This is a genomic window from Micromonospora radicis, assembly GCF_003583405.1.
In the GTDB taxonomy this organism is placed as follows: Bacteria; Actinomycetota; Actinomycetes; order Mycobacteriales; family Micromonosporaceae; genus Micromonospora; species Micromonospora radicis.
Window position 1 is genome coordinate 1 of sequence record NZ_QXEC01000048.1, and the last position, 19,071, is coordinate 19,071.

The 19,071-nt window shown below is 74.3% G+C and carries 20 protein-coding genes; 12 read left to right on the plus strand and 8 right to left on the minus strand.

Translation table 11 applies throughout. The features are described from left to right. Positions 1-128 precede the first annotated feature (128 nt). The 4 genes from D2L64_RS26390 to D2L64_RS26405 all read right to left on the minus strand — a co-directional run bounded on the left by D2L64_RS26390 (position 129) and on the right by D2L64_RS26405 (position 2,441). Positions 129-383, minus strand: coding sequence for a hypothetical protein (locus tag D2L64_RS26390; RefSeq protein WP_119579905.1), 255 nt, complete (start codon positions 381-383; stop codon positions 129-131). Positions 384-486: 103 nt separating this feature from the next. Further along, entirely contained in the window at positions 487-948 is a 462-nt protein-coding gene (locus D2L64_RS26395) for an SRPBCC family protein (RefSeq protein WP_119579906.1), read from the minus strand. A 49-nt stretch (positions 949-997) separates the two neighbouring features. Further along, entirely contained in the window at positions 998-1,414 is a 417-nt protein-coding gene (locus D2L64_RS26400; protein WP_119579907.1) for a DUF2795 domain-containing protein, read from the minus strand. A gap of 46 nt (positions 1,415-1,460) precedes the next feature. After that, positions 1,461-2,441 carry a YihY/virulence factor BrkB family protein gene (locus D2L64_RS26405; protein ID WP_119579908.1) on the minus strand — a complete coding sequence of 327 codons (981 nt, stop codon included), beginning with the start codon at positions 2,439-2,441 and terminating at the stop codon, positions 1,461-1,463. A gap of 141 nt (positions 2,442-2,582) precedes the next feature. On the opposite strand from D2L64_RS26405, the gene D2L64_RS26410 reads away from it, so the two are divergent. After that, entirely contained in the window at positions 2,583-2,984 is a 402-nt protein-coding gene (locus D2L64_RS26410) for a ChaB family protein (protein ID WP_119579909.1), read from the plus strand. 90 nt (positions 2,985-3,074) lie between these two features. On the opposite strand, the gene D2L64_RS26415 is transcribed toward D2L64_RS26410, so the two are convergent. After that, positions 3,075-4,508 (minus strand): aldehyde dehydrogenase family protein, encoded by a 1,434-nt coding sequence (locus tag D2L64_RS26415; RefSeq protein WP_119579922.1) that lies wholly within the window; start codon positions 4,506-4,508, stop codon positions 3,075-3,077. A 70-nt stretch (positions 4,509-4,578) separates the two neighbouring features. Between D2L64_RS26415 and D2L64_RS26420 the strand changes: the two genes are divergently transcribed. Next, a complete protein-coding gene (locus tag D2L64_RS26420; RefSeq protein WP_119579910.1) occupies positions 4,579-6,192 on the plus strand; it encodes a phytoene desaturase family protein in 1,614 nt (537 codons plus the stop codon). A gap of 24 nt (positions 6,193-6,216) precedes the next feature. Here D2L64_RS26420 and D2L64_RS26425 read toward each other — a convergent pair whose 3' ends face one another. Both D2L64_RS26425 and D2L64_RS26430 read right to left on the minus strand, forming a co-directional pair. Beyond that, positions 6,217-6,984 carry a polyprenol monophosphomannose synthase gene (locus D2L64_RS26425; RefSeq protein ID WP_119579911.1) on the minus strand — a complete coding sequence of 256 codons (768 nt, stop codon included), beginning with the start codon at positions 6,982-6,984 and terminating at the stop codon, positions 6,217-6,219. Between the two features lie 119 nt (positions 6,985-7,103). After that, a complete protein-coding gene (locus D2L64_RS26430; protein ID WP_119579912.1) occupies positions 7,104-7,550 on the minus strand; it encodes an SRPBCC family protein in 447 nt (148 codons plus the stop codon). A 216-nt stretch (positions 7,551-7,766) separates the two neighbouring features. Between D2L64_RS26430 and D2L64_RS26435 the strand changes: the two genes are divergently transcribed. From D2L64_RS26435 to D2L64_RS26470, 8 genes are all read left to right on the plus strand, one after another. Beyond that, positions 7,767-9,383: an HAD-IIIA family hydrolase gene (locus D2L64_RS26435; RefSeq protein WP_199714802.1), complete on the plus strand. Its 1,617-nt coding sequence runs from the start codon at positions 7,767-7,769 to the stop codon at positions 9,381-9,383. After that, positions 9,380-10,351 carry a glycosyltransferase family protein gene (locus tag D2L64_RS26440; RefSeq protein ID WP_119579914.1) on the plus strand — a complete coding sequence of 324 codons (972 nt, stop codon included), beginning with the start codon at positions 9,380-9,382 and terminating at the stop codon, positions 10,349-10,351. Before D2L64_RS26435 ends, D2L64_RS26440 begins: the two co-directional genes overlap by 4 nt. After that, positions 10,342-11,559: a glycosyltransferase gene (locus tag D2L64_RS26445; RefSeq protein ID WP_119579915.1), complete on the plus strand. Its 1,218-nt coding sequence runs from the start codon at positions 10,342-10,344 to the stop codon at positions 11,557-11,559. The genes D2L64_RS26440 and D2L64_RS26445 overlap by 10 nt, the downstream gene beginning before the upstream one ends. Further along, positions 11,559-12,257 carry a D-sedoheptulose-7-phosphate isomerase gene (locus tag D2L64_RS26450; protein ID WP_119579916.1) on the plus strand — a complete coding sequence of 233 codons (699 nt, stop codon included), beginning with the start codon at positions 11,559-11,561 and terminating at the stop codon, positions 12,255-12,257. The genes D2L64_RS26445 and D2L64_RS26450 overlap by 1 nt, the downstream gene beginning before the upstream one ends. 11 nt (positions 12,258-12,268) lie before the next feature. Continuing rightward, complete coding sequence (locus D2L64_RS26455) at positions 12,269-13,696, plus strand: PfkB family carbohydrate kinase (RefSeq protein ID WP_119579917.1); 1,428 nt, start codon at positions 12,269-12,271, stop codon at positions 13,694-13,696. A gap of 97 nt (positions 13,697-13,793) precedes the next feature. After that, a complete protein-coding gene (locus D2L64_RS26460) occupies positions 13,794-14,480 on the plus strand; it encodes an SDR family oxidoreductase (RefSeq protein ID WP_119579918.1) in 687 nt (228 codons plus the stop codon). Continuing rightward, positions 14,477-15,430 (plus strand): glycosyltransferase family 9 protein, encoded by a 954-nt coding sequence (locus tag D2L64_RS26465; RefSeq protein WP_119579919.1) that lies wholly within the window; start codon positions 14,477-14,479, stop codon positions 15,428-15,430. The genes D2L64_RS26460 and D2L64_RS26465 overlap by 4 nt, the downstream gene beginning before the upstream one ends. Next, complete coding sequence (locus D2L64_RS26470) at positions 15,414-16,397, plus strand: DNA topoisomerase IB (protein ID WP_119579923.1); 984 nt, start codon at positions 15,414-15,416, stop codon at positions 16,395-16,397. Before D2L64_RS26465 ends, D2L64_RS26470 begins: the two co-directional genes overlap by 17 nt. A gap of 9 nt (positions 16,398-16,406) precedes the next feature. Here the strand turns inward: D2L64_RS26470 and D2L64_RS26475 are convergent, their stop codons facing one another. After that, complete coding sequence (locus D2L64_RS26475) at positions 16,407-17,225, minus strand: TetR/AcrR family transcriptional regulator (RefSeq protein ID WP_233559165.1); 819 nt, start codon at positions 17,223-17,225, stop codon at positions 16,407-16,409. 95 nt (positions 17,226-17,320) lie between these two features. Here D2L64_RS26475 and D2L64_RS26480 point away from each other — a divergent pair, with 95 nt between their 5' ends. Both D2L64_RS26480 and D2L64_RS26485 read left to right on the plus strand, forming a co-directional pair. Next, positions 17,321-18,280, plus strand: a complete 960-nt coding sequence (locus D2L64_RS26480; RefSeq protein WP_119579924.1) for an ATP-binding cassette domain-containing protein — start codon at positions 17,321-17,323, stop codon at positions 18,278-18,280. Beyond that, positions 18,273-19,037 carry an ABC transporter permease gene (locus D2L64_RS26485; protein WP_119579921.1) on the plus strand — a complete coding sequence of 255 codons (765 nt, stop codon included), beginning with the start codon at positions 18,273-18,275 and terminating at the stop codon, positions 19,035-19,037. The genes D2L64_RS26480 and D2L64_RS26485 overlap by 8 nt, the downstream gene beginning before the upstream one ends. Positions 19,038-19,071: the final 34 nt, after the last annotated feature.

The window sequence follows — 19,071 nt, forward strand, 5'->3', positions numbered from 1 at the left end:
TATCGATCACCGACCCGCCGCACCCGACTTCGAGACACGGACCTAGCTAGACCTTCGCTGCGCCCGCAGCCCCGCCCCGAGTTAGGACTGCCGACCTCGACAAACCCGAAGCCGAGCGCCGTACTCGTCTAGCTGTCCGGGCCGGTACGCCCGGTGGTGGAGGGGCGGTAGGCGCGGTCCCGGTCGGTCGGCTCCCGGCCGGTGCCGGGGATCTCGGCGCCCCGGTCCGCCGCCTCCGGTCCGTGTCCGAAGGCGGCCTCCTCGCCGGCGTCGTTGCCGGTCACGTCGTCGGCCTGCCCGTCGAGCGTGGACCGGGCGACGGCCCGGTCCAGTTCCTCCAGCGGAAGCCGCTCCTCGTCGCGCCACACCCTGTCGTCGGTCATGTCATCGCGGTACCCCGGGCCGATCGCGGCAAACGGCGCGCCGGGACACGGCGACGGCCGCCGGCAGCGCCGGCGGCCGTCGGGACGACGTCGGTCCGCGGGGTCAGGGCAACGGTCGGTCGACCTTGCCACGCCAGGCACCGGTCTCCTGCCCGCGTCGCTCGATGAACTGTTTGAACCGCTGCAGGTCACCCTTGGCCCGCCGGTCCACCACGCCGAGCTTGTCGCCGGCCTGCTCGATGACGCCGTGCGGGTCGAACTCCAGTTGCAGGCTGACCCGGCTGCTGTTCTCGTCCAGCCGGTGGAAGGTCACCACTCCGGCGTGCTGGGTGCCGCCGGTCGAGCGCCAGGCCACCCGCTCGTCGGGCAACTGCTCGGTGATCTCGGCGTCGAACTCACGCTTGACGCCGGCGATCTCGACGGTCCAGTGGGTCATCGTGTCGGAGAGTTGGCGTACGGACTCCACGCCCTCCATGAAGTGGGGGAACTCCTCGAACTGGGTCCACTGGTCGTACGCCGTCCGGACCGGGACGGCCACGTCGACATGCTCGGTAACGCCACTCATCAGCATCCTTCCCTGCACCGGCGGGGGCGGCGGACCACACGAGCCCGCCTCACCAGCGCGTCGTCTCGTTCTTGTGGCCCAGCGCCGCCCACACCTCGGACACCGTCTGGTATCGGGTGCCCTCCGGTAGCCGCGCCAACGCGGCGAGCACGTCGTCCGGTGCCTCGTTCTCCCGCGCGTTGGCGAGCAGCGCGGCCCGGTCACCGGGCAGGGCGGTCATGGTGATGAACCGTCCGAGCCGGCTACGTGCCTCCACGTCCTCGGAGGTCATTCCCTGGGGGGTGCCGCTGCGCAGGTCACCGGCCGGGGCGGTGGTCGCCTCCGGCTGGTCCTCGCCCGCGGGTTCCGGCACCCGGAACTCGTCGACCCGCGAGCCGCCGGTCCCCGGCCCCTGCACGAGGCCGCTGACCTCCTGGCTCATCTGCTCGTCGACCCTCGGTGAGTGCTTGCTGTTGCCGCGATCCATGCCCTGTGCGCTACCCGGCGGCGCGGGTGGTAAACCCGGCAAGCGGTCACGAACCGGCCGGTGACCGGGGCGGTAGCACCGGTTCGTCCGCGTCGTCCGCACCCGACTGCAAGACCCGGCCACGCTGCAGCTCGGCGTTGATCTGGACACCGAGCATCAACGCGGAGTTCGACAGGTAGAGCCAGACCAGGAACGCGATCACCGCGCCCAGGCTGCCGTAGGTGGTGTCGTACGAGCCGAAGTTCGCCACGTACAGGCCGAAGCCGAAGGAGGACAGGATCCAGGCGAGCAGCGCTACCGCGCCGCCGGGGGTGAGCCAGCGGAACCGGGGTTGCCGGACGTTCGGCGCCACCCAGAACAACAGGGACAACAGCACCATGGCGATCATCGCCAGGGCGGGCCACTTCGCCACGGCCCACGCCGTACGGGCCGCGTCGCCGGCACCGAGCAGGTTGCCGACCGCGTCCGCGACCGGCCCGCTGACGATCAGACCGGCGGCGACCGTGGCGAGCAGCACCAGCGACAGCGCGGCCAGCCCGAGCTGGGTCGGGCGCAGCCGCCAGACCGGGCGTCCCTCGGCCACCCCGTAGACGGCGTTCGAGGCGCGGGTGAACGACGCGATGAAGTTCGAGGCCGACCAGAGGGCGCCGAGCAGGCCGAAGCTCAGCAGGACGCCGGCGGAGCTGTTCTGGTCCACCACCGCCCGTACCGTCCCGACGAAGCTCTCGTTGGCCACCACCGAACCGGCACCGATGTCGCGGCCCAGGTCGAGCAGCGTGTCGACGGTGCGTTCCCCGTCGGAGACCAGCCCGACCAGGGCGACCACCACGACGGCGGACGGGAACAGCGCCAGCACCCCGTAGTAGGTGAGCGCGGCGGCCCAGTCCGTGCAGTTGTCCCGCAGGTAGTGCTGGCCGCTGCGGACCAGCACCCCCCGCCAGGTCGACCAGCTCAGCTGGCGGATCCGGCGGGGCAGCGGGGAGGTCGGTGATCCGGTGGCCGGGGCGTCGGGGTTCGTCGTGGTCATCACCGCTCCCTCGCGCAGCGACCCGGCACGTATCGGCTCGGGTGGCCGGGCCGGTACCCGGACCGGGCCGGCGGCAAACCCGTTTGCCGCCGGCCGGGGCGGGAACCACAGTCGGAACGCTCGTAGACGGAGGAGGACGAGATGCCCGGGCGCGAGGTACTGCCCAGCACGCTGCGGCGCTCTCCGGAGAAGGCCCAGCGCACCTGGGAGAAGACGCACGATTCCGCGGTGGAGACCTACGGCGAGGGGGAGCGGGCGCACCGCACCGCGTTCGCCGCGGTCAAGCACCAGTTCGAGAAGGTGGGCGACCACTGGGAGCCGAAGGGGCGCAAGGGCCCCAGCGACCAGCAGGCCGCCGGCGGCGGTCCGGCCCGCCGGGCACCCACCGCCGGTGGGGTGGACGCGAACGCCCCCAAGGAACACCTGATGGCGGTGGCCCGGAAGCTGGACGTGCGGGGCCGGTCGAGCATGACCAAGCCGGAGCTGGTCAAGGCCATCCAGAAGGCCAACGACCGACAGACCCGCAAGGCCCGCGGCGACTGACCCGACCCCGTCGAGGGCCCCCGCCCGGTCACGGGCGGCCGGGCGGGGGCCCTCGACGGTCGGCGGCGCCGCCGGCCCGGACGGGCCCGGTCACCAGTGCCCGCCGCCCGGCGCCTCGATGTGCACCGCCTTCGTCGCGGTGAACTCGTCGAGCAGTTCCGGGCCGTAGCCGAAGCCCTGCCCGCTGCCCCGCCGGGGGTGCGCGGCGCCGGCCGGTGCGCCGCCGAACACCGCGTTCACCTTCACCGTGCCCACCGGCAACTCCCGCCAGGCCCGCTGGGCGTGGCTCATCGACCCGGTCAGCACCGTGGCGGCCAGCCCGTACGGCGAATCGGCGGCGCAGCGCAGCGCCTCGCTGAACGAGTCGACCACCACCACGGCGGCCACCGGCCCGAAGGTCTCCTCCCGGACCAGCGTCATCTCGTGCCGGCAGTCGTCCACCACCGTGGCCGGATAGAACGCGCCCGGTCCGTCCGGCAGCGTGCCGCCGGCCCGGATCCGGGCCCCCTGCGCCGCCGCTGCGGTGACCTGCCCGTGCACCTGGTCCCGGTGCCGCCGGTCGACCAGCGGACCGAGTTCGGTCTGCGGGTCCCGACCGGGACCGAGCCGCAGCGCCCGGGCCCGTTCGACCAGCGCGGCCACGAAGTCCTCGGCGACGTCCCGATGCACGTAGATCCGTTCCACCGCGACGCAGATCTGACCCGCGTTGGCGAACGCGCCCACGGCGGCCTGCCCGGCGGCCCAGATCGGGTCGACGTCGGCGTCCACGATCAGCGGATCACTGCCGCCGTTCTCCAGCAGAGCCTTGGCACCGCTGGCGGCGGCGGCCGCGGCGATGGTCCGGCCGGTGGCGGTGGAGCCGACGTGCGCGACCACGTCCACCTCCGCGCCGGCCAGCGCGGCACCGGTGTCGGCGCCGCCGGTGAGCAGCGACAACACCCCCGCCGGCAGGGCCGAGTCCAAGGCCCGGGCGAGCAGCCAGCCGGTCGCCGGGGTGCGTTCGCTGGGTTTGTGCAGCACCACGTTCCCGGTGACCAGGGCCGCGCCGAGCAACCCGCAGGAGACGGCGACCGGGTCGTTCCACGGCGTGATGGCGGCGACCACGCCCCGCGGTTGGGGGGTCATGAAGTCGATCGCGGCCGGATCGCCGTGCAGGGTACGGCCGCCCCGGGCCGGGCCGAGTTCGGCGTACTGCCGCAGGGTGGCGATGCCGGCGTCGACCCCGCCGCGGGCGTCGGCGAGCGGCTTGCCCATCTCCGCGGTGGTGGCGGCGGCGAGTTCGTCGGCGGCCTCGGCCACCGCGTCCGCAGCGCGGTGCAGCGCCGCGGCCCGTTCCGCCGGTGCGGTCGCCGCCCACTCGGCCGCCACCCCGCGGGCCGCCGCCACCGCCTTGCCGACCTCGTCGGCGGTCGCCACCGGCGCACTGGTCACCCGGCTGCCGTCGGCCGGATCGTGCACCACCAACTCGCCGCTCTCCCCGCCGGCCCCCCAGACCCCACCGATGAGCTGCGCAACCGTGTACATGGCGCGGTGGATGCCCCGGACCGGGGCGGACAAACGTTTCGCCCGGTTACCTGAGGGGTAGCGTCCCTGGATGACTTCGCCGGGTTCCAGCGGCTCCGAGCGGGCCGACGCCATCGTGGTCGGAGCGGGGCACAACGGTCTGGTGGCGGCGAACCTGCTCGCCGACGCCGGTTGGGACGTGCTGGTGCTGGAGGCAACCCAGGTCCCGGGCGGGGCGGTGCGCTCCGCCGAGGTGACCGCCCCGGGCTACCTCAGCGACCTCTACAGCTCGTTCTATCCGCTCGGCTACGCCTCGCCGGTGCTGCGCGAGCTTGAGCTACAGCGCCACGGGTTGGTCTGGCGGCACGCCCCCGACGTGCTGGCGCACCTGTTCCCGGATGGGCGGGCCGCGCTGCTCAACCGCGATCCGACGGTCACCGCGGCCTCCCTGGAGACGTTCGCCCCCGGCGACGGCGACCGGTGGCTGTCCGCGTACGACGAGTGGCGGCAGGTCGCCGGCCAGATGATCGACCTGATCACCACCCCGTTCCCGCCGGTGCTCGGTGGGCTGGGCCTGCTGCGTCAACTGCGGGTCGGCGGCACGCTGCGGTTGGCTCGCCGGATGGTGCTGCCGGTACGCCGCCTCGGCGAGGAACTGTTCGCCGGGGCGGGTGGGCCGGCGCTGCTGTCCGGCTGTGCCCTGCACACCGACCTGTCCCCGGAGGAGGCCGGTTCCGGCGTGTACGGCTGGCTGCTGGCGATGCTCGGGCAGCAGGTCGGCTGGCCGGTACCGGCCGGCGGGGCACAGAAGATCACCGACGCGCTGGTGGCGCGGCTGGCCGAGCGGGGCGGCCGGGTCGTCTACGGCGCCCGGGTGGAGCGGGTGCTGACCGCCCGGGGACGGGCGGTGGGCGTACGCACCGCCGGGGGAACGTTGTGGCGGGCCCGCCGGGCGGTGCTGGCCGACGTGCCCGCGCCCGCGCTCTACCTGGACCTGGTCGGCGCGGCGGTGCTACCGCCCCGGCTGGTGGCGGACCTGGAACACTTCCGGTGGGACGGTTCGACGTTGAAGGTCGACTGGGCGTTGTCGGCCCCGATGCCGTGGACCAACCGGGAGTTGGCCACCGCCGGCACCGTGCACCTCGGCGCCGACCTCGGCGGGCTGATCGGCTACGCCGCCGCGCTGGCCCGGGGCGAGTTGCCGCGCGACCCGTTCCTGCTGCTCGGCCAGATGTCGGTGGCCGACCCCAGCCACTCCCCGCCGGGCACCGAGTCGCTCTGGTCGTACACCCACCTGCCGTTCCGGCGGGACTGGCGGGCCGAGGAGGTGCTCGGCCATCTGGAGCGGATGGAGACGGTGCTGGAGGCGGCGGCACCCGGGTTCCGCAGCCTGGTCGTCGGCCGGCACGTGGCCGGGCCGGCGGAGCTGGAGGAGGCCAACCCGAGCCTGGTCGGCGGGGCGCTGGGTGGCGGCACCGCGGCGCCGTACCAGCAGCTGTTCCTGCGTCCGATCCCCGGCCTGGGTCGAGCCGACACGCCGGTGGACCGGCTCTTCCTGGCCAGCGCCTCGGCCCACCCGGGCGGCGGGGTGCACGGCGCGCCGGGGGCGAACGCGGCCCGGGCCGCGTTGGCCCGGGACCGGCTCGTCACCGGTGCGCTCTACCACCGGGCGGTGGCCGGTGCCCAGTCGGCCATCTACCGCTGAGGCCCGGCCCGCCGGGTGCGCGCGTCAGCGCTCGATGTTGCGGTGCCGGGTCCGCAGCTTGAACGGCATCAACGCGCTTTCGATCTTGGTGGCGGTGGTCATCTTCGAGTCACCGTCGCGGCGCTCCTCGAACCGGATCGGCACCTCGAGGATGGTGTGCCCCAGCTTGGTGGCGAGGTAGTGCATCTCGACCTGGAAGCTGTAGCCATTGGACTGGACCCGCTCCAGGCCGATGTCGTGCAGCGCGTCGGCCCGCCATATCTTGAAGCCGGCGGTCAGATCCCGGATCCGGACCCGCAGCAGCGTGTGCACGTAGAGGTTGGCCCAGCCGCTGAGGGCACGCCGGTACAGCGGCCAGTTCTCGTCCAGCTCACCGCCGGGCACGTACCGCGAACCGATGACCACGCCGGCCTGGGTGGAGAGCAGGGCACCGAGCATGCCCGGCAACGCCTCCGGCGGGTGGGACAGGTCGGCGTCCATCTGGGCCACGTACTCGGCCCCGCCGTCGAGGGCCCGGCTGATGCCGTCCACGTACGCCCGTCCGAGGCCCTCCTTGCCGGGCCGGTGCACCACCTCGACCCGGTCGGGATGCTCGACCGCGAGCTTGTCCGCGACCTCACCGGTGCCGTCCGGCGAGTTGTCGTCGGCGACCAGCACCTTCAGGCCGGGCAGCGGCAGGGCGAGGAGCCGCTCCACCAGTACCGGCAGGTTGCCGGCCTCGTTGTAGGTCGGCACCACGACGGTCAGGCGCACGTCCCGCCACGGCGAGGGTAACTGGACGGGTTCGATCATGGGGGACATCCTCGGTCTGCGGACAGGTTCCTTCAGAGGGTAGCCACTTGTCCCTTCCGGGGTGAAATGGCTCCCCCGCCCGGTGTGCCAGCGACCGACGGGCCGCCCCGCCGCCGTGGTCAGTCCGGGTTCTTCTGCCGGCGGGCGATGTCCGAGAGGCGGTCGAGGGTCTCCTCGTTGCGCATGTGCAGCACCAGGTCGTTGAGCTTGTTGCGCAGCCAGCGCAACGGACCGGCGGTGAAGTCCTCGCCGAGCAGCACCCGCGTCGTGTCGGCGTCGATCGGCTCCAGGGTGAACACCACGACCGCCTCGCCGGCCGGCCAGAGCTTCACCCGCAGCACCAGCTTGCGTTCCGGCTCGCAGGCCAGCACCAGCGACGAGTCCTCCAGCGAGAACGGCCACGGTCCGGCCCGATGGTGCAACCGGGCGCCGACCCGGGGCCACCCGTCGTCCACGTTGCGCATGTGGGCGGTGCCGACCACCCAGTCGCTGTACGTCCATCCGTCCGCGAGTACCGCCCAGACCTGCTCGACCGGCGCCTCGACGACTCTCTCCACGATCGCCATCGGTTGCCCGTACCCAGCTGCCCGTCCCGCCTAACGGAACGGCCGGGTTAGCTTCTCGGGGGCGACGGGTAACGCCACCGCGGCGGCACGCTGCGGTCGTCGGCGCGCGGCGACCCGCGCGCCGCGTCGCGCTCGACGTTTACTCCTCGGGGCGCCGGGAACCCGCGGCCCGTGCGACGGGACCATGGGGAGCCGGATCAGCGCAGGTCAGCCGAGGTGCTGGCCGGTGCGGGGCGAGCCGGGCCGACACCGGTCCTGTTCGACGCCGTCCTGCTGGACCGCGACGGCACCCTGGTCGAGGACGTGCCGTACAACGGTGATCCGGACAAGGTGCGGCCGATGCCGGGCGCCCGCGCGGCGCTGGACCGGTTGCGGGCCGCCGGGCTGAAACTCGCGGTGGTGACCAACCAGTCCGGGCTGGCCCGGGGCCTGTTCACCGAGGACCAACTGCACCGGGTCCACCGCCGGATCGAGGACCTGCTCGGCCCCTTCGACAGTTGGCAGATCTGCCCGCACGACGACGGGGACGGCTGCTCCTGCCGAAAGCCGGCTCCGGGCCTGGTCCACGCCGCCGCCGACGCGCTCGGCACCGTACCGGCCCGCTGCGTGCTGATCGGCGACATCGGCCGGGACGTCACCGCGGCACTGGCCGCCGGTGCCGCGGGCATCCTGGTGCCGACGCCGGTGACCCGGGCCGAGGAGATCGCCGCGGCCCCGTGGGTGACCGCCGACCTGCCGGCGGCGGTGGCGGAGATCCTGCGCCGCCAGGCAGCGCTGCGCCCGGCCGGGACCCGGCCGGGTCGTGGCCGGACCGTGCTGGTGGTGCGGTCGGACTCGGCGGGCGACGTGCTGGTGACCGGTCCGGGTATCCGGGCGGTGGCCGCCGGCGCCGACCGGGTGGTGCTGCTCTGCGGCCCGCGCGGCCGGGCCGCCGCCGACCTGCTGCCCGGGGTGGACGAGGTGGTGGAGCACCGCCTGCCCTGGATCGATCCGGCACCAGAACCGGTCGACCCGGCGGACCTGACCGGGCTGGTCGCCCGGCTGGCCGCCCTCGCCGTCGACGAGGCGGTCGTCTTCACCTCCTTCCACCAGTCACCGCTGCCGTTGGCCCTGCTGCTGCGGATGGCCGGCGTGGCGCGGATCGCGGCGATCAGCGACGACTACCCCGGCTCGCTGCTCGACGTGCGGCACCGGGTGCCGGTGGGCGTGCCGGAGGCCGAACGGGCGCTGTCCCTGGCCGCCGCGGCGGGCTACCCGCTGCCCCCCGGCGACGAGCCGCGACTACGGCTGCGGCCCGTGCCGCCGCCGCCGACGGAGACCGGCGACCCCGGCTACGTCGTGCTGCACCCCGGTTCGGCGGCACAGGCCCGCGGCTGCCCGCCGGAGCTGGCCGAGCGGATCGCCCGGACGTTGACCGACGGCGGGCACCGGGTGGTGGTCACCGGCGGGCCGCAGGAGCGTGAGCTGACCGCCCGGGTGGCCGGCGGGCACGGCGTCGACCTCGGTGGCCGCACCGGCCTGGCCGAGTTGTCCGCGGTCGTCGCCGCGGCCGGCGCGGTGGTGGTCGGCAACACCGGCCCGGCGCACCTGGCCGCCGCGCACGGCGTACCGGTGGTCAGCCTCTTCGCCCCCACCGTGCCGTTCGGCCAGTGGGGCCCGTGGCGGGTGCCGACGGTACGCCTCGGCGACGCCACGGCCGCCTGCCGCGACACCCGGGCCGCGCGCTGTCCGGTACCCGGGCACCCCTGCCTCAGCGGCGTCGAACCCGATGCCGTCCTCGCCGCCCTGCGGCTGCTGGACGTGCCGGTCACCAGCGGCGGGAGCGGCCGATGAACATCCTGCTCTGGCACGTGCACGGCTCCTGGACCACCTCGTTCGTGCACGGCAAACACCGCTACCTGGTGCCGGCCACCCCGGACCGGGGGCCGTACGGGCTGGGCCGGGCGCGGACGTACACCTGGCCGGAGAGCGCCGCCGAGGTGAGCCCCGAGCAGCTGCGTACCGCCGAGGTGGACGTGGTGATCCTGCAACGCCCCGAGGAGTTGGCGCTGGCGGCCGACTGGCTCGGCCGCCGTCCGGGCCGCGACCTGCCGGCGATCTACGTGGAGCACAACACCCCGAAGGACGGGGCCGTGCCGAACAGCCGCCATCCGATGGCCGACCGGGACGACCTGCTGGTCGCCCATGTGACCGCGTTCAACGAACTCTTCTGGGACGTCGGTTCGACCCGGACCACCGTGGTCGACCACGGCATCGTGCCACCGGCGGTGGCGTACACCGGTGAGTTGGACCGGCTCGCCGTGGTGATCAACGAGCCGGTACGGCGGTGGCGGGTCACCGGCACCGATCTGCTGGCCCGGTTCGCCGAGATCGCCCCGCTGGACGTCTTCGGCATGAAGGTGGCCGGGCTGGCCGATCACCTCGGCCTGCCCGCCGACCGGCTGACCAGCCACGACGACGTGCCGCAGCACCGGATGCACGCCGAGTTGGCGCGCCGCCGGGCGTACCTGCACCTGTGCCGGTGGACCTCGCTCGGGCTGAGTCTGATCGAGGCGATGAGCATCGGCATGCCGGTGGTGGCGCTGGCCACCACCGAGGCGGTGATGGCCGTACCGCCGGGCGCCGGTGCCCTGTCCACCCGGGTCGACGACCTGCTGGCGGCCGCCGGCCGGTTCGCGGCGCACCCGGAACAGGCCCGGCTCGCCGGTACACAGGCCCGCGCCGCCGCCCGCGAACGCTACGGACTCGACCGTTTCCTCGCCGACTGGGACCGGCTCCTGGAGGAGGAAGTATGCGGATAGCGATGATCTCGGAGCACGCCAGCCCGCTCGCCATCCTCGGCGGCGAGGATGCCGGCGGCCAGAACACCCACGTCGCGGAGCTGTCCGCCGCGCTCGCCGCCGCCGGACACGACGTGCGGGTGTACACCCGACGCGACGCGGTCGACCTGCCGGTGACGGTACGCGGCCCGGACGGCTACGACGTGGTGCACGTACCCGCCGGGCCGGCCGAGCCCGTGGCCAAGGACGCGCTGCTGCCGCACATGCGACCGTTCGGCGCCTGGCTGGTGGAGCGGTGGCGCGGCGGCGACTGGGCACCCGAGGTGATCCACGCACACTTCTGGATGAGCGGGCTGGCCGCGGTGGTGGCCGGCCGGCAGACCGGGATCCCGGTGGTGCAGACGTACCACGCGCTCGGCACCGTCAAGCGCCGCTACCAGGGCGTGCAGGACACCAGCCCGGGCCGACGGATCGGCTACGAACGCCAGCTCGGCCGCTCGGTGGACCGGGTCATCGCGCAGTGCCGCGACGAGGTCGGCGAGCTGGTCCGGATGGGCGTACCCCGGTCGGTGATGACGGTCATCCCGTCCGGGGTGAACCTGGGCACGTTCGCGCCGCTGGGCCCGGCCGCTCCCCGGGAACCGGGCCGGCCGCGGATCCTCACCGTCGGCCGGCTGGTGGAGCGCAAGGGCTTCCAGACCGTGGTACGCGCGATGGCGCACGTACCCGACGCCGAGTGCGTGGTGGTCGGCGGCCCGCCGGCCGGACTGCTGGAGACCGACCCGTACGCCCGCCGGCTGCGCGCCCTGGCCGGTAGCTGCGGGGTGGCCGACCGGGTCCGGCTGGTCGGCGCGGTGCCCCGGGAGGAGATGGGCCGCTGGTACCGGTCGGCGGACGTCCTGGTCGCCGCCCCCTGGTACGAACCGTTCGGCCTGACCCCGCTGGAGGCGATGGCCTGCGGGGTGCCGGTGGTGGCGACCGCCGTCGGCGGGCTACGCGACACGGTCGTCGACGGGGTGACCGGCGACCTGGTGCCGGCCCGCGACCCGAGGGCGCTCGGTGAAGCGTTGCGGCGGCTGCTCGACGACCGGATCCGCCGCTTCGCGTACGCGGGCGCGGCCCGGGCCCGAGCCCGCCAGCACTACTCGTGGACGGTCACCGCGGAGCGTCTCGCCGAGGTGTACGACGAGGTGGCCGCCGTGCACCGACCGACCCGGGTGGTGGCCTGATGCCGAACCTGCTCGACGCGCACCTGGCGCACCTGACCGCGGCGTTGCCCGCGTACCAGCGCTGCGAGCCGCTGCTCGCCCGCTGGGGCGCGGCGCTGGCCGGGCGGCTCACCGCCGGTGGTCGGCTGCTGGTGGCCGGCAACGGCGGCAGCGCCGCCGAGGCGCAGCACCTGACCGCCGAGCTGGTCGGCAAGCTGCACGACGACCGGCAGCCGCTGTCCGCGATCGCGCTGCACGCCGAGACCTCGGCGTTGACCGCGATCGGCAACGACTACGGCTACGACGAGGTCTTCGCCCGGCAGGTCCGTGCCCACGGCCGCCCCGACGACGTGCTGCTGCTGCTGTCCACCAGCGGCGGCAGCGGCAACCTGCTCGCCGCCGCGCGGGCGGGGCGGGAGGCCGGTTTGCGCTGTTGGGCGTTCACCGGGCCGGCCCCGAACCCGCTCGCCGACGCCTGCCACGAGGCGCTCGCCGTGGAGTCCCCGGACAGCCAGGTGGTGCAGGAACTGCACCTGGTCTCCAGCCACCTGCTCTGCGAGTACGTCGAGCAGGCGATGCCGCAGGGCCGCCCGGCCACCACCCCGCGGTACGTGGAACCGGCGGTGCCGGCGGTGTCCGGCGCGCCGGCCGCCGGGGCGGTCCGGGCCGGCGTCGAGGTGGTCCTGGACGGCGGCGCGGGTCGGCCGGTCGAGGCGTGAGGAGGCACAGCGTGAGGGGACCGGTGGTGGTGGTCGGCGACACCCTGCTCGACCGGGATGTCGAGGGGATGGTCAACCGGCTGTGCCCGGACTCGCCGGTGCCGGTGCTCGACGAGATGGCGCACGTCGACCGGCCGGGCGGGGCCGGTCTCGCCGCCGTCTTCGCCGCCGCGCAGGGCGCCGAGGTGGTCCTGGTCACCGCGTTGGCCGACGACGCGGGCGGGGCCCGGCTGGGCGGGCTGCTGGCCGCCGCCGGGGTGCAGGTGTATCCGCTGCGGCTGGCCGGCGCGACGCCGGAGAAGATCCGGCTGCGGGCCGGTGGCCGGGTGTTGCTGCGGCACGACCGTGGTGGTGGCGCCGGTGAGCCGGGTGAGCCCGCCGAGGCGGTGCTGCGCGTACTCGACCGGGCGGCGGTGGTACTGGTCAGCGACTACGGCCGGGGCGTGGCCCGGCAACCGGCGCTACGGCAGGCCCTGGCGGCCACCCGCGCCCCGGTGGTCTGGGATCCGCACCCCCGCGGGCCGTCCGCGGTGCCCGGTGTGCACCTGGCCACGCCGAACGAGGCGGAGGTGCGGGAGTTGGCGGAGGCACCCGCCGGCGCCAACCGGCTGGCCACCGCCACCGCCGGTGCGGAACGGCTGCGTCAGCGGTGGCGGGCCGGTGCGGTCGCGGTGACCCTGGGCGCCGACGGTGCGCTGCTCAGCCACACCGGTTCGACCCCGCTGATGGTGCCCGCCCCGGTCGCCGCGGAGGGGGACACCTGCGGGGCGGGGGACCGGTTCGCCGCCACCGCCAGCCTCGCGCTGGCCCGGGGCGCGTTGGTCTCCGAGGCGGTGCAGGAGGCGGTGACGGAGGCGTCGGCGTACGTGGCCGACGGCGGGGTGGCCGCCGCGCTGCCACCGGCGGTACGCCGGGCGCCGCAGCCGGTGCAGGCCGCGGTGGCGGGGGACCGGGTCGGGGTGGCCGCGGCCGCCGCCGTGGTGGCCCGGGTACGCGCCGCCGGGGGCACGGTGGTCGCCACCGGCGGCTGTTTCGACCTGCTGCACGCCGGTCACGTGGCGACCCTGCAGGCGGCCCGCCAGCTCGGTGACTGCCTCGTGGTGTGCCTGAACTCCGATGCCAGTGTCAGTGGACTGAAGGGACCGGACCGACCGGTGATCAATCAGGACGACCGCAGCCGGCTGCTGGCCGCGTTGAGCTGCGTGGACGCGGTGACCATCTTCGACGAGTCGACCCCGGAGGCGGCGTTGTCCTGGCTGCGCCCGGACATCTGGGTCAAGGGTGGCGACTACGCCACCGGCGGCGGCGACGGCGAGGTGCTGCCCGAGGCGGACATCCTGCGTCGTTGGGGTGGGCACACCGTCGTGGTGCCGTATCTCGACGGCCGTTCCACCACCGAGATGATCGCCGCCGCCCGCGCGATCGGAGTGTCGACATGAGCGAGCGTCAGCGAGTGAATCATCGGTTCAGTGTGGTGGTGCCTCGTGGCGGCACGCAGCGGAGCGGAGTGTCGACATGAGCGAGCATCCTCGGGGGGTGGGTGTCGGGCGGACGGTGCTGGTCACCGGGGGGTCCAGCGGCCTGGGGGCAGCGGTGGTGGCGGCGGTGGCCCGCGGTGGCGGTCGGCCCGTCGTGCTGGATCGGCAGGCGCCCGCGGACGGGGTGCCGTGGCTGGAGTGCGACCTGGCCGACACCCGCGCGGCGGAGGAGGCCACCCGTCGCCTGGCCGAGCGGGAGGGCGGCCTGGACGCGGTGGTCACGGCGGCGGGCATCGACGTGCCCGGTCGGCTGGCCGACGTGCCGGGCGAGACGTGGGACCGGATCGTCACGGTCGACCTGTTGGCCACCGCGGCGGTGATCCGGGCGGCGTTGCCGTTCCTGGAGGCGTCCCGGGGCAGCATCGTCACGGTGGCCTCGACGCTGGGGGTGAAGGCGGTCAGCGACGCCACGGCGTACTGCGCGGCGAAGTTCGGCGTGGTCGGGTTCACCCGGGCGCTGGCCGCGGAGTTGGCCGGTACGGTGGGCGTCACCCTGCTGGTGCCGGGTGGGATGCGGACCGCCTTCTTCGACGACCGGGACCAGCAGTACCGGCCGGGCCCGGACGCGATCCTCAACGATCCGGCGGACACCGCGGCGGCGGTGATGTTCGCGTTGTCCCAGCCGGCCGGTTGCGCGGTCCGCGAGATGGTGGTCTGCGCCGAGCAGGAGACCTCGTACCCGTGATCCTGGCCCTGCGTGCCCTGGGCGTCGGTGATCTCGCCACCGCGGTGCCGGCGTTGCGGGCGTTGCGGGCGGCGTATCCCGACCGGGAGTTGGTGCTCGCCGCGCCGGGCTGGTTGGGGCCGCTGGTGGAGCTGGTCGGTGGGGTGGACCGGTTGTTGCCGACCGACGGGCTGTGGTGGCGGCAGCGGCCCGGCGGGCCGGTCGAGGTGGCGGTCAACCTGCACGGGCGGGGGCCGGATTCGCATCGGCTGCTCGGCGCCGTCGACCCGCGGCGGTTGTTCGCGTTCGCCAACGGCGCCGCGGCGCATCTCGACGGGCCGGGGTGGGACGACGAGGAACACGAGGTGGCGCGCTGGTGTCGCCTGCTGTCGGCGTACGGGATCCCCGCCGATCCGACCGACCTGGACCTGCGCCGGCCGGATCCGGGTGGGCTGCCCACCGGCGTCACGGTGCTGCACCCCGGTTCGAAGGTGCCGGCGAAGCGCTGGCCGGCGGGTCGGTACGCGGCGCTGGCCCGGGCGTTGACGGTCCGGGGGCACCGGGTGGTGGTGACCGGCAGCGCGGCCGAGCGGGCGACGGCGGCCCGGGTGGCGGCCGACGCGGGCCTGCCGGCCGACGCGGTGCTGGCCGGCCGGACCGATCTGGGTGGTCTGGCGGCGCTGGTCGCGGGGGCCCGCCTGGTGGTCAGTGGGGATACCGGGGTGGCGCACCTGGCCACCGGTTACCGCACCGCCTCGGTGGTGCTCTTCGGCCCGGTCGCGCCGTCGCACTGGGGTCCGCCGCCGGATCGCCGGCGGCACCGGGTGCTCTGGGCGGGGCCGGGGGAATGGCCCGGCTGGGACGGGGTAGGCAGCCATCCCATGATGGCCGCGCTCGGTCTCGACGAGGTGTTGGCGGCTGTCGACGAGGTGGAACGGGCGGTGCGTGCGGACCGTGCGGTTGCGGCGTAGCGATCCGGGCCGGCCGGGGTACGGGCGTCGCCGGCGCGGCCAGGGTTGGTCGTACCTGGATCCGGGCGGGGTGCCGGTGCGGAACCCCGACGAGCTGGCCCGGCTGCGGGCGCTGGTGATCCCGCCGGCCTGGCGGCAGGTCTGGATCTCGCCGTACCCGAACGGGCACATCCAGGCCACCGGCATCGACGCGGCGGGTCGCAAGCAGTACCTGTACCACCCGGTGTGGCGGCAGCGGCAGGACGAGGCGAAGTTCGACCACGTGTTGGGGGTGGCCCGCCGGCTGCCGGTGTTGCGGGAGCGGGTCGGTCAGGATCTGGCCGGGCGGGGGCTGCGCCGGGAGCGGGTGCTGGCGACGGTGACCCGGCTGTTGGACATGGGTGCCTTCCGGGTCGGCAGCGACCAGTACGCCGCCGGTGACGACCCGACCTTCGGGGTGGCGACGCTGCGTCCCGAGCATGCCCGGTCCCGGCAGGGTTGCGTGGTCTTCGAGTTTCCCGCCAAGGGTGGCATCGAGCAGGTGCGGCTGGTCTCGGATCCGGAGCTGTGCCGGGTGTTGACGAACCTGCGTCGGCGGCGCCGGTCGGCGGATCGACTGTTCGGCTACTGGGACGGGCAGGACTGGCGGGACGTGCGGGCCGACGAGGTCAACGACTATCTGCGTGAGGCCAGCGGTGGGGAGATGACCGCGAAGGACTTCCGTACCTGGCACGCGACGGTGCGGGCGGCCACCGAACTGGCCGTCGTCGGGCCGGCCCGGTCGGTCACGGCGCGGCGGCGGGCGGTGGCCGGGGTGATGCGCGAGGTGGCGGAGCTGCTGGGCAACACCCCGACGGTGGCGCGTACGTCGTACGTGGACCCGCGGGTGGTCGACCTGTTCCACGACGGCGTGTTGGCGCCGGTCGGCCCGGACACTCCCCGTGAGCAGGCCGAACTGGCGGTGCTGAGCCTGCTGGAACGGGCCTGACCGAGGGCGTCAGGCACCGGCGGGCACACCGCCGTCGCCCGACGGGCCGCCGTCGCCCGACGGGCCGGCGTCGCGGGATGCTTCGGCGGCGCGTGCCTCGATCATCACCGCGACTCCGTCGAGCACCCGGCCCAGCCCGAAGCGCCATTCGAGGTCGACGTCCTCGTCGTACTCGCCGCCTTCGGCGAGCAACTCGTGGATGGCGGGATAGGGGCCGGGCGCGGTGACCACGGCGAGGTGCTGCCAGTAGCGCAGGCCCACCTCTGCCGGGGTCTGCCCGGTCCGGGCGGCGGCCTCGGCGATGTCGGCGGTGAGCGTGGCCCAGCTGCGGGCGTACCCGCTGACCAGCATGATCGTGGAGATCTGCTCGGTGGCGCGCAGGCCGGTACCGCGCAGCGCGGCGAGCCCGTACTCCAGCCAGCGCACCTGGTTGGGGTTGATCGGTGGCCCGCTGATCGGCACGTGCCGCATCCAGGGCTGTCGGCGCAGTGCGGTGAGGTTCCCCTCACCCCATCGGGCCAGGGCCGGCCGCCAGCCCTCGTCGACGCCGCGTGGGCGCGGGGGCGGGCCGTACGCGGTGTCGACCATGAGGTCGAGCAGGTCGTGCTTGGTCGGTACGTACCGGTACAGCGACATCGTGGCGACGCCGAGTTCGCTGGCGACCCTGCTCATCGACACCGCCGCCAGCCCATCGGCCTGGGCGATCTGGATCCCGGTGGACACCACCTGGTCGAGGCTGAGGCTGCGCTTTGGACCTCGGCTCGGACGGTTGCGCAGGCCCCAGGCGAGCGCGACGTTCTCGGGCAGCTCGATGTCGGGTCCGTTCACTCCACCTCCCAGGCCGACGTTGACCGCCAGCATAGCTTCTGCGTATGGTCTACGCAGAAAAGCGTAGGGCGTACGCAGATTATGAGGGGGTGTCGATGGTGCACGGACCGCCGTCGGTCGAGCTGGTCGACCTGCGCAAGTCTTTCGGGGATCTCGTCGTGCTGGACGGGCTGACCCTGCGGGTGCCCATGGGCGGGGTGCACGCCCTGCTGGGCCAGAACGGAGCCGGCAAGACCACCACCGTGCGGATCCTGGCCACGCTCACCCGGCCGGATTCGGGCACCGCCCGGGTCGCCGGTCACGACGTGGTGCGGGCGCGGCGGCGGGTGCGTCGCACGATCAGCCTCGCCGGTCAGCACGCGGCGCTCGACGATGGCCAGACTGGAGTGGAGAACCTGACCATGCTGGCCCGGTTGACCGGGCTCACGGCCCGCGCGGCCCGGCAGCGTGCCGCCACCCTGCTGGACCGCTTCGACCTGGCCGACGCGGCGGGCCGGTACGTGCGTGCGTACTCCGGAGGCATGCGGCGCCGGCTCGACCTGGCGGCCAGCCTGGTCGGCACCCCGGCGGTGATCTTCCTGGACGAGCCCACCACCGGCCTGGACCTGCGCAGCCGGCAGGGCCTGTGGGAACTGATCGGCGAACTCGCCGGGGCCGGGGTGACCGTGCTGCTGACCACGCAGTACCTGGAGGAGGCGGACCGGCTCGCCGACCGGATCAGCGTGCTGCACCACGGCCGCCTCGCCGCCGAGGGGACGGCCCCGGAACTCAAGCGCCGCTTCGGCGCCCAGCGGCTGGAGCTGACCTGGCGGGACGAGGCCGGCTACGTCGAGGTGGTCCGCCGGCTGGGCGAGCGGATCGTGCACCACGACCCGACCCGGCGGGAACTGGCGGTGGCCACCGACGGCGGCGCACCGCACGTACGCCGACTCCTCGACGAGATCGACCCGGACCGGCACGGGGTGGTCCGGTTCTCCGTACGGGAGGCGACCCTGGACGACGTCTTCCTGACCCTCACCGGCGCGACCACCGAGCGGGAGACGACCAATGTCTGAGCTGGCCGTACGAGGGGCGCACACCACCGCGATGATCGGCCGTTGCGTCCGGCTGTCCCGGCGCAACATCGACGCCCTGCTCACCGCGCTGCTGCTGCCGGTGCTGCTGATGCTGCTCTTCGTCTACCTGTTCGGCGGGGCGATCGAGACCGGCACGGCGTACGTGACCTACGTCGTCCCCGGCGTCCTGCTGTTGTGCGCCGGGTTCGGTGCGGCTGGTACCGCGGTCAGTGTCACCACCGACCTGACCAACGGCATGATCGAACGGCTGCGCACGATGGACGTCGGAGCCAGCGCCATCCTCGGTGGACACGTGGTGGCGAGCGTGGTGCGCAACATGGTCTCCACAACGCTGGTGCTGGTGGTGGCGGTCGCCATCGGGTTCCGGCCGGCCGTTCAGCCGCTGCGTTGGCTGGCCGCCGCCGGGGTGCTGCTGTTGTTCCTGCTGGCGGTGTCCTGGATGTCGGCGGCGTTCGGGCTACTCGCCCGCACCCCCGAGGCGGCCAACGGCTACACCTTCCTGGTGATGTTCCTGCCCTACGTCAGCAGCGCATTCGTGCCGGTCGAGACCATGCCCAGCTGGCTGCGCGGCTTCGCCGAACACCAGCCGGTCACGCCGGTCATCGAGTCCCTGCGTGGCCTCTTGCTGGACACCCCGGTCGGCGCGGCCCCAGCCCGCGCGGTGGCCTGGTACGTCGGCATCCTCGTCGGCGCGCTGCTCCTCTCCGCCCTACTCTTCCCCCGCCGCGCAGCCTGACCCACCCCCCCCCCCCCCCCCCCCCCCAAACCCC

What these genes read in the sequence shown, in the direction of transcription:
- D2L64_RS26390 (WP_119579905.1), bottom strand. Translation starts at nt 383, where the DNA reads ATGACCGACGACAGGGTGTGGCGCGACGAGGAGCGGCTTCCGCTGGAG.
- D2L64_RS26395 (WP_119579906.1), bottom strand. Translation starts at nt 948, where the DNA reads ATGAGTGGCGTTACCGAGCATGTCGACGTGGCCGTCCCGGTCCGGACG.
- D2L64_RS26400 (WP_119579907.1), bottom strand. Translation starts at nt 1,414, where the DNA reads ATGGATCGCGGCAACAGCAAGCACTCACCGAGGGTCGACGAGCAGATG.
- D2L64_RS26405 (WP_119579908.1), bottom strand. Translation starts at nt 2,441, where the DNA reads ATGACCACGACGAACCCCGACGCCCCGGCCACCGGATCACCGACCTCC.
- D2L64_RS26410 (WP_119579909.1), top strand. Translation starts at nt 2,583, where the DNA reads ATGCCCGGGCGCGAGGTACTGCCCAGCACGCTGCGGCGCTCTCCGGAG.
- D2L64_RS26415 (WP_119579922.1), bottom strand. Translation starts at nt 4,508, where the DNA reads ATGTACACGGTTGCGCAGCTCATCGGTGGGGTCTGGGGGGCCGGCGGG.
- D2L64_RS26420 (WP_119579910.1), top strand. Translation starts at nt 4,579, where the DNA reads ATGACTTCGCCGGGTTCCAGCGGCTCCGAGCGGGCCGACGCCATCGTG.
- D2L64_RS26425 (WP_119579911.1), bottom strand. Translation starts at nt 6,984, where the DNA reads ATGATCGAACCCGTCCAGTTACCCTCGCCGTGGCGGGACGTGCGCCTG.
- D2L64_RS26430 (WP_119579912.1), bottom strand. Translation starts at nt 7,550, where the DNA reads ATGGCGATCGTGGAGAGAGTCGTCGAGGCGCCGGTCGAGCAGGTCTGG.
- D2L64_RS26440 (WP_119579914.1), top strand. Translation starts at nt 9,380, where the DNA reads ATGAACATCCTGCTCTGGCACGTGCACGGCTCCTGGACCACCTCGTTC.
- D2L64_RS26445 (WP_119579915.1), top strand. Translation starts at nt 10,342, where the DNA reads ATGCGGATAGCGATGATCTCGGAGCACGCCAGCCCGCTCGCCATCCTC.
- D2L64_RS26450 (WP_119579916.1), top strand. Translation starts at nt 11,559, where the DNA reads ATGCCGAACCTGCTCGACGCGCACCTGGCGCACCTGACCGCGGCGTTG.
- D2L64_RS26480 (WP_119579924.1), top strand. Translation starts at nt 17,321, where the DNA reads ATGGTGCACGGACCGCCGTCGGTCGAGCTGGTCGACCTGCGCAAGTCT.
- D2L64_RS26485 (WP_119579921.1), top strand. Translation starts at nt 18,273, where the DNA reads ATGTCTGAGCTGGCCGTACGAGGGGCGCACACCACCGCGATGATCGGC.